Source organism: Qipengyuania gaetbuli (assembly GCF_020524765.1).
Classification (GTDB): Bacteria; Pseudomonadota; Alphaproteobacteria; order Sphingomonadales; family Sphingomonadaceae; genus Qipengyuania; species Qipengyuania gaetbuli_A.
The window spans coordinates 133,236-150,136 of the sequence record NZ_JAIVLR010000002.1; the positions used below are offsets into that span (position 1 = coordinate 133,236).

At 62.1% G+C, this 16,901-nt stretch carries 9 protein-coding genes; 6 read left to right on the plus strand and 3 right to left on the minus strand.

All coding sequences use genetic code 11. The annotated features are described in order from the left end of the window. Positions 1–21: 21 nt before the first annotated feature. Positions 22–1,455 carry a hypothetical protein gene (locus LC083_RS09220; protein WP_224831965.1) on the minus strand — a complete coding sequence of 478 codons (1,434 nt, stop codon included), beginning with the start codon at positions 1,453–1,455 and terminating at the stop codon, positions 22–24. 171 nt (positions 1,456–1,626) lie between these two features. Between LC083_RS09220 and LC083_RS09225 the strand changes: the two genes are divergently transcribed. Further along, complete coding sequence (locus LC083_RS09225) at positions 1,627–2,103, plus strand: hypothetical protein (RefSeq protein WP_226700150.1); 477 nt, start codon at positions 1,627–1,629, stop codon at positions 2,101–2,103. Positions 2,104–2,120: 17 nt separating this feature from the next. Here LC083_RS09225 and LC083_RS09230 read toward each other — a convergent pair whose 3' ends face one another. Further along, a complete protein-coding gene (locus tag LC083_RS09230) occupies positions 2,121–3,734 on the minus strand; it encodes a TIR domain-containing protein (RefSeq protein ID WP_226700151.1) in 1,614 nt (537 codons plus the stop codon). A 114-nt stretch (positions 3,735–3,848) separates the two neighbouring features. Between LC083_RS09230 and LC083_RS09235 the strand changes: the two genes are divergently transcribed. From LC083_RS09235 to LC083_RS09245, 3 genes are read left to right on the plus strand one after another with little or no spacing between them, the layout of a single operon-like run. Then, entirely contained in the window at positions 3,849–5,741 is a 1,893-nt protein-coding gene (locus LC083_RS09235; protein WP_226700152.1) for a lipoxygenase family protein, read from the plus strand. Then, the gene (locus tag LC083_RS09240) at positions 5,738–7,120 is read left to right on the plus strand and encodes a cytochrome P450 (RefSeq protein WP_226700153.1); all 1,383 of its coding nucleotides are present in this window, start codon (positions 5,738–5,740) and stop codon (positions 7,118–7,120) included. The genes LC083_RS09235 and LC083_RS09240 overlap by 4 nt, the downstream gene beginning before the upstream one ends. Beyond that, entirely contained in the window at positions 7,107–8,291 is a 1,185-nt protein-coding gene (locus LC083_RS09245) for an SAM-dependent methyltransferase (RefSeq protein WP_226700154.1), read from the plus strand. The genes LC083_RS09240 and LC083_RS09245 overlap by 14 nt, the downstream gene beginning before the upstream one ends. Here the strand turns inward: LC083_RS09245 and LC083_RS09250 are convergent. Beyond that, positions 8,288–8,998 (minus strand): Crp/Fnr family transcriptional regulator, encoded by a 711-nt coding sequence (locus tag LC083_RS09250; protein WP_226700155.1) that lies wholly within the window; start codon positions 8,996–8,998, stop codon positions 8,288–8,290. The two genes, LC083_RS09245 and LC083_RS09250, sit on opposite strands and share 4 nt — an antisense overlap. A 327-nt stretch (positions 8,999–9,325) precedes the next feature. On the opposite strand from LC083_RS09250, the gene LC083_RS09255 reads away from it, so the two are divergent. Further along, entirely contained in the window at positions 9,326–15,634 is a 6,309-nt protein-coding gene (locus LC083_RS09255; RefSeq protein WP_226700156.1) for an Ig-like domain-containing protein, read from the plus strand. A 123-nt stretch (positions 15,635–15,757) separates the two neighbouring features. Beyond that, positions 15,758–16,783, plus strand: coding sequence for a helix-turn-helix transcriptional regulator (locus tag LC083_RS09260; protein ID WP_226700157.1), 1,026 nt, complete (start codon positions 15,758–15,760; stop codon positions 16,781–16,783). The last annotated feature ends 118 nt before the right edge of the window (positions 16,784–16,901 follow it).

Genomic DNA, 16,901 nt, shown 5'->3' on the forward strand with positions numbered 1-16,901 from the left:
GGGCCCGACGGCCCGATCCGGTCACATATTGACGACGAGATTCACAAAGCCACCCGTCCACGCGGGCGCATCACCACCGAAGGCATTCTCGATCCCCTTGCCGGGAATGGAGATGCTGAACCCTCCGGTCAGGAAGGCATTGGGCGTCAGTACGCGGGTGTATTCGATGAAGAAATCGTCCGCGAGATGGTTGGCGGTGACGCCGGCGATCACAGCGCCCAGGTCGTCGGTGATCTCGAGCCTGGTCGCCTGGCCGAACTGGATCGGGCTGCGCTGCTCGTTCACCCGGATGTGTGCGGCCCTCAGCGTCAGGAAGTCACGCGGGCTGGGCATGGTCTTGAGCGTCAGCTGGTGCGACTGCACGTTCGAGTTGATGAAGACGAGCGCCGCCTTCGAACCCGTGGCCCAGCTTGCGGGCGAGCCTTCGTAGTTGAGCGGGTCGAACCGCTCCAGCTCGGGCGTGTCGGGATCGTCGCCCGAGAAGGTCTGGTAGGAATAGAACAGGTCGGGGCGCCACGGCTTGTCGTTCCAGGCATGGCCGATCTTGATGCGTCCACCCCACGCGTCGAGGCTGACGCGGTCGTTCCATTCATAGGCACCGTCGAGGCCGACATAGAAGCCGGGCAGCGCACCCTTGGCCGGGTGGAACATGCCGTAGAATGACAGCGCGTTGAGGCCCTCGCGCCCGCCGTCGAGGAATGCGGGCGGACCGTTGCCGCCCGGCGCTGCCTGCGGATACGGAGCGCCCGATTGCAGGACGTTGACGTAGCTGACGCCGGCGAAATCGGTCTTGTCGAAATCGTAGCGGATGTCGCCGCCGACGCTGTGCGTCTTGGTGTTGTTGGAGGCGAGCTCGTTCGGGTCGATGAAGAATCCGGTCGCGGTAAGGCCCTGGTAGCGGAAGCGACCGATGATGGTGCGCTCCCACGCCTTGCGCGGGCCAAGCTTTACGGCGCCGCGTTCAAAACCATTGGAGGCACCGTTGGAAATCAGCATGCCCGTGCCGAGCTTCAGTTCCTGCGCGCCGGCCGACAGGTCGAACTGGCCGGTTTCGACCGAGCCCGTGCGGAAGCCGACATAGGCCTCTTCGATGGTTACGCGGCTGGTGTTCTGCTGGTCGAAGGCGTCAGTGCCGAGCGTCGCCGAGGCGACCATGGAAAAGCCGCCGTAGAACTGGATGTCCGAGCTTGCGTCATGGGTGATCTCGACGCCCGGCTTCACATAGAATTCGAGCCATTGCGTGTCCGAATCGAAACCGGCCGAGGGAGCGAACTTGTCCGCCAGGTTCCAGTAGAGATTTTCTTCGGCGACGGCGTTTACGCCGCCTTCGAACGTATACTTGATCTGGGTCGGGCCTTGGTCGGCGGCGGGTTCGGCATCCTGCGCGAATGCGGGCGATCCGAAGGCGAGTGGCGAAACAGCGGCGGCCAGCAACACGAGGGGTCTGACGCGCATCGCGCGAAACCCACGAACGGTAGAACTGTCACCTTCTGCTTGCATACGCCAGCCTCCCTGAAAGGAATGAATGGCGACCCGACTGGCCCTATGCGCCTCAAATGATGCGATTTACCAGCTATCAATTACCCAAAATGGGCACTAAACGCAATTTTCCTGCCGGACGTTTCAATGGGGGTTCGTTTGCCGAATATCGCTGAAGAACATTTTTCCCTCCTCTGGCCGCGCCATGTCGAAGGCATGATCGCCCTCTTGTCCGAGTTGAGGGATGCATTCGACGGCGATCTCGATGCCGCACTGATCATGGCGGTTGTGGGTGCAGCCCTGCTGCCGGCTGACAGATTACCCGTCTCGTTCAGCTATGCCGATTTGCTCGCGCGCAAGAACATCGATTTCCGCAAGCCCTTGAACACGCTCTCGATCGCGCAAGTGACAGGGATTCCCCGCGAGACAGTCAGGCGCAAGATCGCGAAGATGGAAAAGAAGAACTGGATTGCTCGCGACACCAAGGGGCACTGGCAAATCGGATCGCGCGGGTCGGAAGATCTTCGGCCGATGACGGAACTGTCGCTCAAATACGTCTCCAGCATTGCCGAGGGCCTCGACCTCGCGAGGGGCGAGAAGTCCGGCGCCTTGCAGCTTGTCTGATTTCGGCGAGGCGCTCGCTATTCCATAACCTGCGCGAGCATCGCTTGCATCGAAGCGCGCTGGTCGGGGTCCTGAACGACCGCCAGCGATCGTTCGATCACCGATGGCGGATCGAGCCTGCGGGCCATGGTCCGGGCTTCCTCGGGCCTGCCCATCGCCGCCAAGCACAAGGTCAGGCCGAAAATGCCGGGACTGTGATCGGGGGCAAGGTGCAGCGATTCCGACAGCACCATATGCGCTTCGTCCAGCCGTCCCAGCCCGACGAGGCACAGGCCCTTGCCCGAAAGCAGGCCGTAGCGGCGCGCGGAATGGGGATCGAGCCTGAGAGACTCCTCGAAATGCTCGATGCCTTCTTCCGGTCGACCTGCGGCCAGCGCAGTCCATCCGGCGTAAAGGCGGGTGAGGGCCGAGCCGGGGTTTACCTCTAGCGCGCGACCGATGAGGCGCTCCGCCGTCGGCAGGTCTTCGCCGAGCGCCACGAGCACGCCGGCACCGTGGGCGAGCACATAGGTGTCCTCTCCCCGCAGGCGCAGGGCGAGGTCGAGGTAACGATGCGCCTTATCGCGGTGCTCCTCGCCGTTCTCGTCCCACTGTGAATTGTAATAGACCGCATGGCTCATCGCGAGAATGACGGCGGCCCAAGCGAATTTCGGGTCGAGGCGCAGCGCTTCCTCGGCGGCCTCGATCGCGACTTCCATGTCTTCGCGATCCCAGCTCATGGTGGCAGCGTTGGCCCGGAGGAAGAGCTCGTAGGCACCGGGTGAACTGGTCGGCCGCTCCACCGCGCGGCGGGTTTCGAGCGCCTCGATCGTCGCATCGATCGCGCTGGCGACCGAATTGGCGATCCGGTCCTGCAATTCGAAGACATCTTCGAGCTCGTCGTCGAAACGGCCGGCCCAGACCTGCGCGCCGCCTTCGCCGTCGATCAGCGAGACAGCGATGCGAACCCGTCCGCTGGCCCTGCGCACGCTGCCGACAAGGAGGTAACGCACCCCCAGTTCGAGCGCGATTTCCGGCAGGGGCAAAGTGCTGTCGCGGTAGACCCTGCTCGTGGACGCCCCCAGGACGAAGAGGACATTGAACCGCGAGAGGACGGTGGCGATTTCCTCGACGATGCCGTCGGCGAAATATTCGTCGCTCTCTTGCGGCGAAAGATCCTTGAACGGAAGGACGGCGATGCTCGGGATGGTTGCCTTCTGGGTGCCCATGGCAGGCCGGGGTGAGGCCTTGGGCACCGGCTCGCCGGCTTCGGCCAGTTCCTCGATCGTTGCCAGCAGGCGGTGCCAGGCAGGGCTTTCCTTGCCGTCCCACCCGCTCATGTCGAGGCAGTGGATCTGGTTGAAGGGGAGTGGAGGCTGCGCTCCGTCGAGCGTGACCTGGACCAGCTTGCCATCCTGCCGGGCCGTATCCGCTTCCGCCCGCACCCATTGCGAGCGTGCGGCTGCCGATGACCAGAGGGCCACGACCGCTTCTGCATCGCGCAGGCGTTCCTCGATCACTTCGGCATAGGCGCGGTGCGCAGGAAGCTGGTCGTCGCGCCAGACCTTGTAGCCGTGGAGGCGCAGCATCTCCGCCAGCAAGCGCGCCTTGCGCTCGTCCGCCCGGGCATAGGAAATGAAGATCCCGCTCATGGAATGCGGACCTATAACGCCTCCCTGTTTCGACCAAGCCCTTTGTTCTCCGCACGGGGCACGGCGGTCAACCGCCGATTGACTGGCGCGAATCCTGCTGACAGACTTTGCATCATGGGGGACACGGCAACACTACCGCAGCACGACCCTGATCGGCAGAAACGATCTGCCGACCTTGCTGTCGCGCAGGCTCGCTATGCGATATCCTATGATATCGTGCCCGGAATTCCGATGGTGGCGCAGGTGCCCGAGGAGGCGACGCCCAGCAAGGAATGGACGCTGCGCACGCTCCTTCCGCTCAAGAACATCCTCGCCAACGTGGTGGCCAACCGCTGCATCGAAGAAGAGCACATCGTCGAGAACGCGTTCGAAAAGCAGGTCGCCAAGGGCCTGACTTTCACCAGCCTGATCAAGGGGTTCGGGGCTGGCATCGAGCAGGTCGGCGAATTGCTCGACCACCTCGGCGAAGACGCCAGCCATTCGCTGATGAAGAAGGTGCTGCGCGGCCAGCACATTACCGGCCATCACGATGCCACGGCCAGCAGCCCATGGATGTCGCCTCTGACGCCGCACGGCCGACCGAAGTCCATCCAGTGCTATGACGACCTCTACCGCGAGGTCGAACGCCCGCCGGTCATGGAACTTTGGCAGGACGACAACTGGTTCGCCCAGATGCGAGTCGCCGGCCAGAACCCGATGCTGATCAAGGGCATCGATACCTTGCCCGCCAAGTTTCCGGTCACCGAAGACCATTATGCGGTGAATGCCGAGGCTGGTGACACGCTGGCTGCGGCCCTGAAGGACGGTCGCCTCTTCCTGCTCGATTACGAGCTGATCGGCGATACGGTCGAGGATAACACCAACCCCATACTCGGGGAGCGCAAGTACACACCGGCCCCGATTGCCCTGTTCGCTGTGCCGCCAACCGGCGGGTCCCTGCGTCCTGTCGCGATCCAGGTCGGGCAGGATCCTGAAAGCTTCTCGATTTCCACCCCAGCCGACGGGTGGGCATGGCAGAAGGCGAAGACCGCAGTGCAGGTCGCCGACGCGAATTACCACGAGCTGGTCTGCCATCTCGGCCAGACGCACCTCATCATGGAGGCGGCGGCACTGGCCACGAAGCGCAATTTGTCCGCGCGCCATCCGCTCTACAAGCTGCTGATGCCGCATTTCGAAGGCACCCTGGCGATCAACAATTCGGCCGCCCATTCCATGCTGGCGCCGGGCGGCGTGATCGACCTGTCCTTCGGAGGCACGCTGGAAAGCATGATCCGGCTCGCCGGGCGGGCCGTGTCGGAATACGACTTCCATGCCGCCATGCCGCCGGCCGATTTCGCGCGGCGCAAAATCGGTCCGGAAGGGCGGCTCGTCGACTACCCCTACCGTGACGATGCGCTGCGCCTGTGGGATGCCATCGGCGACTGGGCGCGGTCCTATGTCGATTATTACTATCGCAGCGATGCGGACATTGCTGCCGACGACGAACTCGGGGCTTGGTCGAAGACGCTTTCATCGCCCCCTTCGGAGGGCGGGATCGGGGGCTTCACGCCGATCAGCAACCGTGCCGACCTGCGCAAGGCGCTGGCCATGATCATGTTCACCGCCAGCGCACAGCACGCGGCGGTCAATTTCACGCAGTGGGCGGACATGTCTTATTCCCCCGCGCTTGCCGGTGCGCTGTGGGCGGAATGGAAGGAAGGGGATGCGACCGAGCAGGACTGGCTAGACCTCCTGCCCCCGCTCCAGTTCGGGGAGTTGCAGGCCGAGTTCCTTTCGCTTCTCGGCGGCGTCCACCACACGCATCTGGGCGAATACAAGTCCAACAGCTTCCCCTATTCCGACATGATCACCGAACCGGAGATCGTCGAAGGTGCTCTCGCCGTGTTCCAGGCGCGCCTGAAGGAGATCGAGATACAGATCACCCGTGAAAACCGTGACCTCGTCACGCGCTCCGCACCCTATGTCTACCTGCTTCCGTCCAAAGTCCCGGCGAGCATCAACATATGACGGGCAAGGGTGCAGGCCATCAGCCGTCGATCGACGACCTTCCCTCGCCCAAGGGCCTGCCGATACTCGGCGACATGCTCGATTTCGTGGATGGTCAGCCGCCGTGGAACGTGATGCTCCACTATGCGCGCGACGTGGGAGCCTTGTCGCGGGTCGACCTGCCGGGGGCGGACATCGTGCTGGTCAGCGATCCGGAAGCGATCACCCAGATTATGGTCACAGACACGGCCGACTTCTACAAGAAAACGCCGACTGCCGCGCTGCGCCCGGTTTCGACTGACGAAGGCGACGTTTTCACCCAGCCGGGCGGCAAGGTCTGGGCGGAACGCATGGCGTCCAATCCCATGGTTCTCGCCCTGCGCGATGGCTGGCTCGATACCGCCCTGCCGCGCATGCACGAGCAGCTCAGGAAGCGGATTTCGGGCTTCGTCGGGAAGAGTTTCGAGCACACTTACGACACGCTGCTGCATATGGCGTTCGATGCGTTCTCGGTGATGCTTTATGGCGAGGAATTCGGGGAAAGCGCTTTCCGCGACTGGGTCATCGTTGCCAGCGAACTCGACCGGCGGATGAAGAGCAAGATGCCTTTCCTCTTCGATACGCTTCCCGAAGAGGCGCAGGCGGCGCAGGATCGCAACCATGCGGCCTTCGTCGGGGCAGTGCGCAAGGCACGGGCCGAGACCAACCCTACGGGCACCGATCTCCTGCGCCATGCGATCAGGGCGGGCTGCGACCACGATGATGACCTGCTCGCCACCGAACTGGCCAACATGTATTACGGCGGCATCGTTTCGAGCTCGAGCGCGGTAACCTGTACCCTCTACCTTCTCGGCAAGTCCGACACCGAAATGGAGCGTGTGTGCAATGCACTCGCTGGCCTAGGCCCCGATGCTACCCACGCCCAGATCAGGGCCTGCGAGGAATTGCAGGCCGCAGTGCTCGAGACCTTGCGGCTGTTGCCGCCCGTTTCGCTCTGGACGCGCAATGTCCGGACGGATGCCGACGTGGTGGTCGCAGGATACCGGATGCCGGCGGATACCAGCCTGCTCATCGGCAATCGCCATGCGCATACCCATGCCGATCATTGGAAAGATGCCGACCATTACAAGCCGGGCCGCTGGACCGCTGAAAGGCGGGCGAGCGATCCGCTCGGCAGTGACTATTTCTTCCCCTTCGGCAGGGGAGAGCGTACCTGCCTCGCGCAGGACGTGGGCCTCGCCTATATCCAGCTCGCGGTTGGAACCGCGCTGATGCACAGCGACCCGAACGTCGGGCTGGGCGAGAAACTGGACCAGGATTTCTGGTTCGGCTGCATGGTGCCGAAGGACCTGAGTTCGAACTTCGATCGCAAGCGGACCCCGATAGATGGCGCTCGCTGAGCGTAGTGCCGATATCCGAGCGGAGGCAGACCTCCGGGCGACTTCGCGGCAGGCCGGTGACCTGAGGTCGGTCCTTTTCCTGACACCCGTCAGCACCGCAGTCTGGCTCGGCATGATCGCGGTTGCCGGCGCAATCTGCCTTGTTTCGGGTCTCTCGTGGTGGTGGCTGCCCGTTTTTGCTTATGCGGTGCTGGCCTTGCAGGAGCTGCTGGCCTTTACCGTGTTCCACCGCGGGCTGTTCCCTTCGACCGAACGCGTCGCGCGGGTCTATCAGTGGTTCACGATCTTCCTCGGCGACCGGGCCGACCTGGCGGCTCGCGGAGACCTTACAGAAGGCCTGTTCGACGGCGATTTCGACAAGAGCATCGAGCAGGCGACGCGCGACAAGTATCGCCGGATCGTCGAACTGCTTGGCCTGAAGCCGGGCATGCGCGTGCTCGACGTGGGATGCGGACTGGGCGACTTTCTCGCCTATCTGAAATCGGTCGGCATCGACGGGACCGGCCTCACCCTGTCACCTGACCAGCAACGGATCGTCGAGGCGCGGGGGATCGAGGCGCATGTGCTCGATTTCCGCAAACCCCTGCCGGCAAAGCTTGCAGGAAGGTTCGATGCGGTCACGTTGATCGGCTCGCTCGAACACTTCTGCACCTCTTACCAGATGCGCGACCGGCGCGGCACCGACGAGGTCTATGCCAATGTCTTCCGTTCGGCATCCGAGGCGCTCAAAGCCGACACGGCATCGGGCAAGGTCTTTTCCGCCACGCTGCACAGTTCGGCCTCGGGAGGATGGACAGCGTCGGACTGGCTGCATGCCTATTCGTTTCATGCCCATTATTCCGGCCTCTATCCGCGGATCGGAGATTTCGACCGGTTATGCGCGCCCTGGTTCGAGGTGGAGCACCTGCAGGACACGACGGTCGACTACCAGTACAGCTCGATCGCCTCGAGCCGGCACTTCGGTAATTTCACCGTCCGCTGGACAGCGCGCAAGATCGTTGCCGCGCTGCTGTTGCTTGTCGTGAACCCGTTCGCGCCATGGTCGTGGATCTACCACCTGCGCCGTTCGTGGATGTGGCAATTCGGCGGGATGGATCTGGAGCCGAGGAAGGCGCGGCCTGCGCACGCGCTCTGGTATGTCCACGCGCGCCGGGAAACCGCCCGGCCCTAGCTGGCCAGCGCTTCCAGCCCAGCGCGGTCGATGATCCGAACGTCCCTGCGCGACGGCAGGTCGATCAGGCCTTCCTTGCGCAGCTTCGTGAACTGGCGGCTGACCGTCTCGATCGTCAGGCCGAGGACGTCGGCAATCTGCTGCCGGGTCAGCGGCAATTCCATGACCTCGTTGCTTTCCGGCATCGGTGCGCAGGTGGCGGGCACGAGCCGGTCAGCCATGTCGAGCAGGAATGTCGCCATCTTCTGCTCCGCATTCATACGGCCGAGCAGCAGCATCCAGCGGCGCGTGCGGTCCAGTTCGGACAACGTGCGTTCAAGCAGCTTGTGTTCCAGTCGCGGGTGTTCGCGAGCGAAATGGTCGAAATCCGACCGCTGGAACGTGCACACGAGAGCAGGGGTCAGCGCCTCGACACCGTAAGGTGTGGTTTCGCCAAAAGGCCGACCGAGGAAGTCGGACGGATAGGCGATGCCGAGGATCTGTTCCTTGCCTTCGCTCGTCTGGGTCGAAAGCTTCAGAAGCCCCTCGATCACGTTCGCCACGACGACCGCGTCGTCGCCTTCCCAGAGCACTTGCTCGCCCGCTTCGACCCAACGGCGTCGCCCGATCTTGTTCAGGACGTTGATTTCATCGTCGTGCAGGTCGCCGCAGATCGCGCGGTTGCGCACCGTGCAGGACTGGCAGAAGTTCGTGAGGGCTTCGGGCATCGACATTTCCACCAAGCAGATACCCATGGCGGCATGGTCTGCCAAGCGCGCTTGCGCCTTTTGTCCCGACAAGGGCCGACATCATGGCGGCTCTCGTTGCGCGAGCACGGCGCGCGACGAGGCAAGAGGGTGAATTCGCACGGCTTTTTTCCCGCGCCAGCGAAGAGCGAGGGAGAGCCCAATTCGCGCAACACTGCTTCATTTCGGGCAGCGTGTGGGCTGTCCCTGCCCAAATCGTAGGGCATCTGACCTATTGCTCAAAGTCGCCTTACCGCGATCATTCCCTTCAGATCTTGCTGTGCGCAAACGCATTGAAGGAACGGAATGATGGCTGAAATCCAAGGTACTCGCAAAGACGACAAATTGGTCGGAACGGCAGGGGAAGACACCATCTTCGGTGGGTCCGGTGCAGATACCATCCTTGGCGAAGAAGGCGACGACCGGATTTTCGGCGAGCATGGCACAGACACGCTCTTTGGCGGAGACGGCGATGACTTCCTCGATGGCGGAGCGGGAACCGACACTCTCTTTGGCGGTGGAGGTAACGACCATCTTGTCGGCGACGCCGGATCCGATGTGATCGATGGCGGGGATGGCTACGACACTGCCTACTACGGCGGGAACGCCTCCGATTACGAAATCCGTCATGAAGACGGGAAAGTGTACATCAGCGATACGCGCAAGCGCGGTCCGGATGGCGACGATGTGCTGATCGATGTCGAACGTATCGTTTTCGGGGACGGTTCATCGATCGACCTGTCGGGTGGCAATACCGATCCGACCGCCGAGGAAGATAGCGGCGCGATAGCCGCCGACGCTATCCTTTCTTCCCCGGACAGTCTTCTGGACAACGACAGTGATGTCGACGGAGACCCACTGACCGTGGCAGCGGTCAACGGCGATGCCGCTGCGGTAGGTCAGGCAATCACACTTGCTTCGGGGGCTACGCTCAAGGTCGAAGCAGACGGTTCCTATGTCTACGATCCCAACTCCGCCTTCGACACCCTGCCCCTGGGGCAGACCACCGACGACAGCTTCAGCTACACGATTGACGACGGGCAAGGTGGACGATCGACTGCGACTGTGACGATCACTGTCACGGGCACTTTCCAGGGCGGCGGCAATACAGCTCCGGCTTCCGGCGACGACAGCTACGAAGTGGGTGAAGACGGTTCGCTGATTATCGGACCTGACACCGGCGTCCTGGGCAACGACTTAGACGTCGATGGGGATGCTCTGTCCGCCAGCCTGGTGGATGGGCCGAACAACGGAACGCTTTCCTTCAACGCGGACGGCAGCTTTACCTACACGCCGGACCCTGATTTCTCGGGCAGCGATACATTCACCTACTTCGCCAATGACGGATTGCAGGATGGGAATGTTGCCCTGGTTTCGATCGAGGTAACGAGTTCGAACGATGATCCGCAGGTGACAGCGGCGATCGAGGCCGGCGCCGGCGAGGATGACGCCGGGTTCGATGTGAACCTGCTGGCGGGCGCGAGCGACCCCGATGCTGGCGATACTCTGTCGGTGGCGAACTTCACGCTGGTGGATGGCGACGCGGATGGCATGGTGCGTTCGGGCGGCGCGCTGTCGGTCGATCCCTCGGCCTATGAATACCTCGCCATTGGCGAGAGCGTGGTGGTCAGCTTCAGCTATGACGTGATCGACGGCAATGGCGGTAGCGCGGCGCAGACGGCAACGGTCACGATCACCGGGGCGAACGATGGTCCGCAGGTGACAGCGGCGATCGAGGCCGGTGCCAGCGAGGACGACGCCGGGTTCGATGTGGACCTGCTGGCGGGCGCGAGCGACCCCGATGCTGGCGACACTCTGTCGGTGGCGAACTTCACGCTGGTGGATGGCGACGCGGACGGCATGGTGCGTTCGGGCAGCACGCTGTCGGTCGACCCCTCGGCCTATGATTACCTCGCCATTGGCGAGAGCGTGGTGGTCAGCTTCAGCTATGACGTGATCGACGGCAATGGCGGTAGCGCGGCGCAGACGGCAACGGTCACGATCACCGGGGCGAACGATGGGCCGGCCATCACCGGCGGCGTGTTCGACAGCGCCGTCACCGCCAACGGTTCAATTCCGGAATATCCGATCATCAGCGGATCGGTGCTGAACGATTATCCGCGTTCGATGCTGATCGATTCACAGGATCGCATCGTGGTCGGCGGCCATGTGGACCAGGGGTTCTGGGCGCCCATGATTGCCCGATATAATCCTGACGGCACACTGGACCAGACGTTCGGAGATGGCGGAATAGTCGTCGATGACCTCAATCCCGTTCGCAATGAATCCTTCTATGGCCTGGCTTTCGACGGAACAGGTGGCATCGTCGCCGCGACGAGCCTGACCGATCCGTCAAGCGGCCACGCATACACGGATATGGCCCTGGTTCGGTATGACGAGAACGGTCAGCGCGACATGGATTTCGGCGGGGGCGATGGCCTCGCGACTGCCGACTTTGGCGATGGCGCGCGGGTAGAAGGCGTGATCCTCGATAGCCAGGGCGGCTTTATTGTGGGCGGTTGGTCGTACCAGCAAAGCAGCAATGGCCTAATCACCGTTGCATCGGCGGCACGTTTCAGCGCCGATGGTACTCTCGACACCTCATTCGGCTCGGGCGGCATCGCCCAATACAACGTCGCGGGGTTGAGCAACCTAAGCATTCGGGATGTCGTCGCGGACACAGGCGCCAGCGGAACGCAACCGGCATTCTATCTGATCGGGTTTGGTGCCTCGAACATCCAGGTCTTCCGGGTGTTGGAAGACGGCAGCCCCGATACCGCTTTCGGAGGGGGCGATGGTCACCTCCAGATCGACCTCGGCGGTGCCGAATACGCATGGTCCGGCATTGTCGACGAGCAGGGCAATCTCGTTATCGGCGGCTACGGCTATGACCCTGCGACCGGCACCGGTTACGACGCGCTCGTCATCCGCCTGCTGCCCGACGGCAGTTTCGACACCAGTTTCGGGGGCGGCGACGGTGTCGCACGGCACGACATAAGCCTGGATTACGACGCGGGATATACCGTTGCCATCGATGGTGACGGCAGGATCGTGCTCTCCGGGACCACGCAAACAGACACCGGACAATTGCTGGCCGTCACCCGTTTCCTCGCCGATGGCGAGGTCGACAGCACATTCGGCGACAACGGAACGATGATGCTCACCCGCTATGCCGGCGATGTCCCGCAAATCGGAGTCGATTCATCTGGTCGCGTGCTGGTGACTGCACAGACTGTGGAACCTTCGGGATCGTATGGCTTCGGCCTCACGATACTCGATGATTCAGGCCAGACGTGGACGCCCGATCCCGTGTTGCGTGCGGACGGAACCATAAACTTCGCCGAAGTCGATCTGGCGGATGTGCACGCACTGTCGGTCGAACCCGACGCCAATAACGGCTTGGGCGGCACTGTAACGGCCCTGATTGCGGACCCTTCGACCGGTGATGGCTCGGGCTCGGTCACCTGGCATTACGCGTTGCCGAACGAGATGGCATTGCATCTTGCGGAAGGCGAAACCGCTGAAGAACGGTTCGCGATTACTGTCGACGACGGCAATAGCGGGACCGCGACCCAATGGGTCAGCGTCGTGGTAACAGGACGCAATGATGCCCCCGCAGCAATCGAGATTACCACTTCCGATGACAAGCTGACGCTCGAGGGTCAGTCCTATTTCCATGTAATAGAGGACCAAAAAGAGACCGCCTTCGGGACGATCTCGGCGACAGATCCCGATAATGACGCGGTAATCACCTATTCGCTTGCTGGTTCTGGCAGCTACCTGGGATCGATCCAGCTCGATTCCGCGACTGGCGAGTGGGTTTTCCAGCTGAATGAAGCCGATGCACAGGCCTTGGCCGAGGACGGGCAATATTTCAGCGCCGGCGAATACCTGTTCCAGGCGACGGACGAATTCGGGGCCGTAGTCAAATCCGAGTGGGTGACCATCGTCGTTACCGGCACCAATGACGCGCCCTATTTCGTTCAGGGCTCCGGGGTGGCCGACGAATATGCCGTTCTGCAACTCGTCGGCGACACGTCGAACTATGCCCTGCTGGCCGACGGGACCGTGGCTTTCAGCGATCCGGATCTGGAGGACGCGGGCTATCTCGATGAGAAATACAACTGGATTGCGACCCCCGTTCATTCGGTCTCTGCCCTGGTCAGCGCTGAAAACACCCTGGGCGGAGTGCTGACGACGTCTATCGTGACGCCGAAGACTTACAATGCCGATGGTCTGATCGACTGGCATTACAGCCTGAGCGAGGCCGCCTTCATTCCGCTGGCGCAAGGCGAAGAGGTCACCGAGAGCTTTACCCTCACGGTGACGGATATTCACGGCGCCACCGCAGATCATGTGGTCAACGTGAAGGTGATGGGGGTGAACGACACGCCTGAAGTTGGCGCACCGGTCGAGGCGAGCGGCGACCAGAACGATGCAAACTTCGTCGTGGACCTTCTTGATGGCGCGTCCGACCCTGACAGGGGCGACGTGCTGTCGGTGGCCAATTTCGCGGTGGTCGGCGGCAATGGCACCGGAATGGCGCTCGTCGGCAATTCGCTGTCCGTCGATCCATCCGCCTATGACTACCTGGCGCTGGGCGAAAGCGAGACCGTCGATTTCACCTACGAGGTCGTGGATGCCTATGGTGCGAGTGTAGCCCAGACGGCAAGCGTGACCATCACGGGCAGCAACGATGCACCGGTCTCGCTGGGTGGTGACCTCTCGGGCAGCGTTTTCGGTCAGGCCGACTACCAGGGGCTGGTCGGAAACCCGATCCTGACGGACCTCGGCTTTGCCATGGGCGTGACAAGCACCATCGATACGCCAAGTGCGGTCATTGTCGACGATGCCGGGCGGATGATCGTGGTCGGAAACGCCAGGATCGGAACCACCGGCACCCAGCAGATCATGGTGGTGCGCTACAATCCGGACGGAACGCTCGACACCACCTTCTCCGGCGACGGGGCCTATGTCTCGACGTTTTCCGCTCATCACGGAGCAAATGGCGTTGCGATTGATGCGAACGGAAAGATCGTCGTCGTCGGTTACGGCCTGAGCTCGTCAGCAGGCACGCAGGACCTTGTGGTCATGCGTTTCAACGAGGATGGAACGCCGGACACCAGCTTCAGCGGGGATGGATATTACCGGCTTGGCGGCGCCGCCACCGAGACGGCTTCGACCATTACATTCGATGCGAACGGGAATTTGCTGGTCGGAGGCTCGGACGGATCCGATTTCTACATCGTCAAGTTCACGCCGGATGGAAGTCTCGACACGAGCTTCAGCGGGGACGGCAAGGTTTCGACCAACATCGTCCAGTCGGACGGAACCCGCGACCTGTTCGTCGACGCAGAGGGCAATGTCTTCGCAGCCGGGTGGACCAATGCGAGCAATGGCGATTTCGTCGTTGCCAAGTACGACGCCGATGGCAACCTCGACACCGGCTATGCGGCAGGTGTCGGTTTTGCCAGGCTCGACATCTCGGGCGGAAGCTCGTTCGAGGGCTATAGCGGCTCCGCTCTCGACGATCAGGGACGCCTGCTGGTGGCAGGGACGACCCGGGTAAACACCGGTCCATCCGATTTCGTAGTGGTGCGCTACACGGCCGATGGCCTGTTGGATCAGAGCTTTGGAACCGGAGGCATTGCGCTTGTCGACATCGGCAATGACACGCTGGGCGGCATCCTGGTAGACGGGCAGGGCCGGATCTATCTGTCCGGAATGACGCAGGATGCAAGCCTTGCCCGGACCGTCTCCGTGGTCAGGTTGACCGCAGACGGCCAGCTCGACACCAGCTTCGGTGACGGCGCCGGGTTCGTGACCGGCCTTGTCCCTAACACCGTCGCCGATATCAAGGACATGGCTTTCGATAGTACCGGCAACCTCGTCGTGATGTTCTCCGGAGCAGCGAATGTCGGCCTGCTGTTTATCGACACGGACGGCAATCTTGTCGGCCCGGGCACGGCGCCCCCGCTGACGTTGAATGGTTTCGTCTTGTTCGCCGATGCCGATCTTGCCGACGTCCATGCGATTTCCGTGAGCGCCGACAGCGGCAATGCGATCGGTGGCACGCTGGAGATTACCGGGACCGACCCGGCAACAGGCGATGGAGCCGGAAGCGTGAACTGGCGCTACGTGGTCGATAACGATGCCGCGGTCGCGCTCGGCCAGGGCGGCTGGGCCGAGGAGCGCTTCGATATAACAATCGATGACGGAAAAGGCGGCCTCTTGGTGCAGACCGTGACGATCACCGTCAACGGGTCGGGGACAGCCCAGCAGTCATCCATGCTGATGGCCATGGCCATGGAGCCCGAAATGACGGCCGGTATCTATGACTTGGGCGAATCCCAGACATCGGTCGGTGGTTCGCCCGCTGCGAGCAACGATATGCAGATCGTCGGCGATGTCATTGGTGACATGTGGCAGTCCAACCTGATGGACGCCGTCATCGAAAACCTCGCGCCAAATTCGGAGCCGCTGCATTTCGCCGCAATGGGGGATACTTTGGATGACCAAACTTTCTTGCTCGAGACCGAAATCGCCGGAGTAACGCATGATGCAATGTGGGTATCCACTACTGACACCGACCAGCTGGTCGTGGATAATTACGTGTGATTTCAATTTGTAATTCTTTCGCGCGAGCCCTCGCAATGCGGTGACTTGTCATTCTTCGAAGCGAAGGGTTAGAAATGGATGCCTTCAACTGACCGATGTCAGGCTGCGGCGGGGGGACAGATCGTGGAATTGAACGAGAGCCAGATGGAGGCGCTGCTGTCGATCCAGCAGAAACTCCACGCCTTGCCCGATGCGATGACTGTCGGCGCCATTCGCGATATCCTCGAGGAGACGGCCAAGCTGATCGGTGCCTCGCGGGGGTTCTCCTGCAACTGGTTCGACGGCCAGCTGGTCTGGGTGCCCTATGAAATCGGCCCCCAGATCGAGGATTTCATCAACGAGAACTTCATCGGCATCGAAGAGGACGGCAACTTCATCCTGCGTGATCCGGATTACGACCTGGTGAACCGGTTGCGCCGGCAGATGGGCGGGGGCGTCGTTCCCGATTGGGAGCTCTATACCGAAGACACAGGCCCTGCATCGGAGTGGCACCGCGATATCTATGTTCCAGCGGGCATGGGGCAGATCATCGGCATGAACGTGGTCTTGCCGGTGGGGGAATCCGTCATGGCGTTCGGGTTCAACGGGCCGGATGATCCGCATTACCGCAATGATACGACGGTCAATCTGCTGAAGCTGATCCACCCCTCTTATAGTTCCGCTTTCCAGCGGCTCTACGCCAAGAGCTTTGATCGACCCAGTTTCCTGGCTCTTCTCGATGCGCTCCCCTATCCGACCATCCTCAGAGCCAACGATGGCGAAATCTCTTCGGCGAATGCCGCGGCAGACGGGCTGGATTGGACAGATATCGCGACGCTGGACGACGAGCTGGTGTTTCATCTTCCAGGACCGAACCTGCCCGACATGCGGTGCACGGAGATCGTGATCGATATGCGCGAAGCATCGATCAATTTCGAAGACCTGGCGGTGCGTCGTGGCCTTACCGATCGCCAAGCGGAAGTGGCCGAATGCATCGCCAAAGGGGCTTCGGACAAGGAGATCGCCCTACAACTGCAGATCAGCGTCAACACGGCACGACGGCATTGCGAAGCCGTACTCGACAGGCTCGGGGTCAATTCGCGCAGCGGCGTCCTGTTCACGCTGATCACCGGCCGAACCGCTCGCGGGGTCCTGCCGGTCGCCGCCTGACGACAGGCTGCCCCGGGAGGGGGAGCCCGGCTTTTGCCAGCGGTCTTTTGAGAACCAGTGGCGGAGACGGAGGGAGCCACATATTTCGCCATGAGCCCAGTAGCACGGGCATTTACAG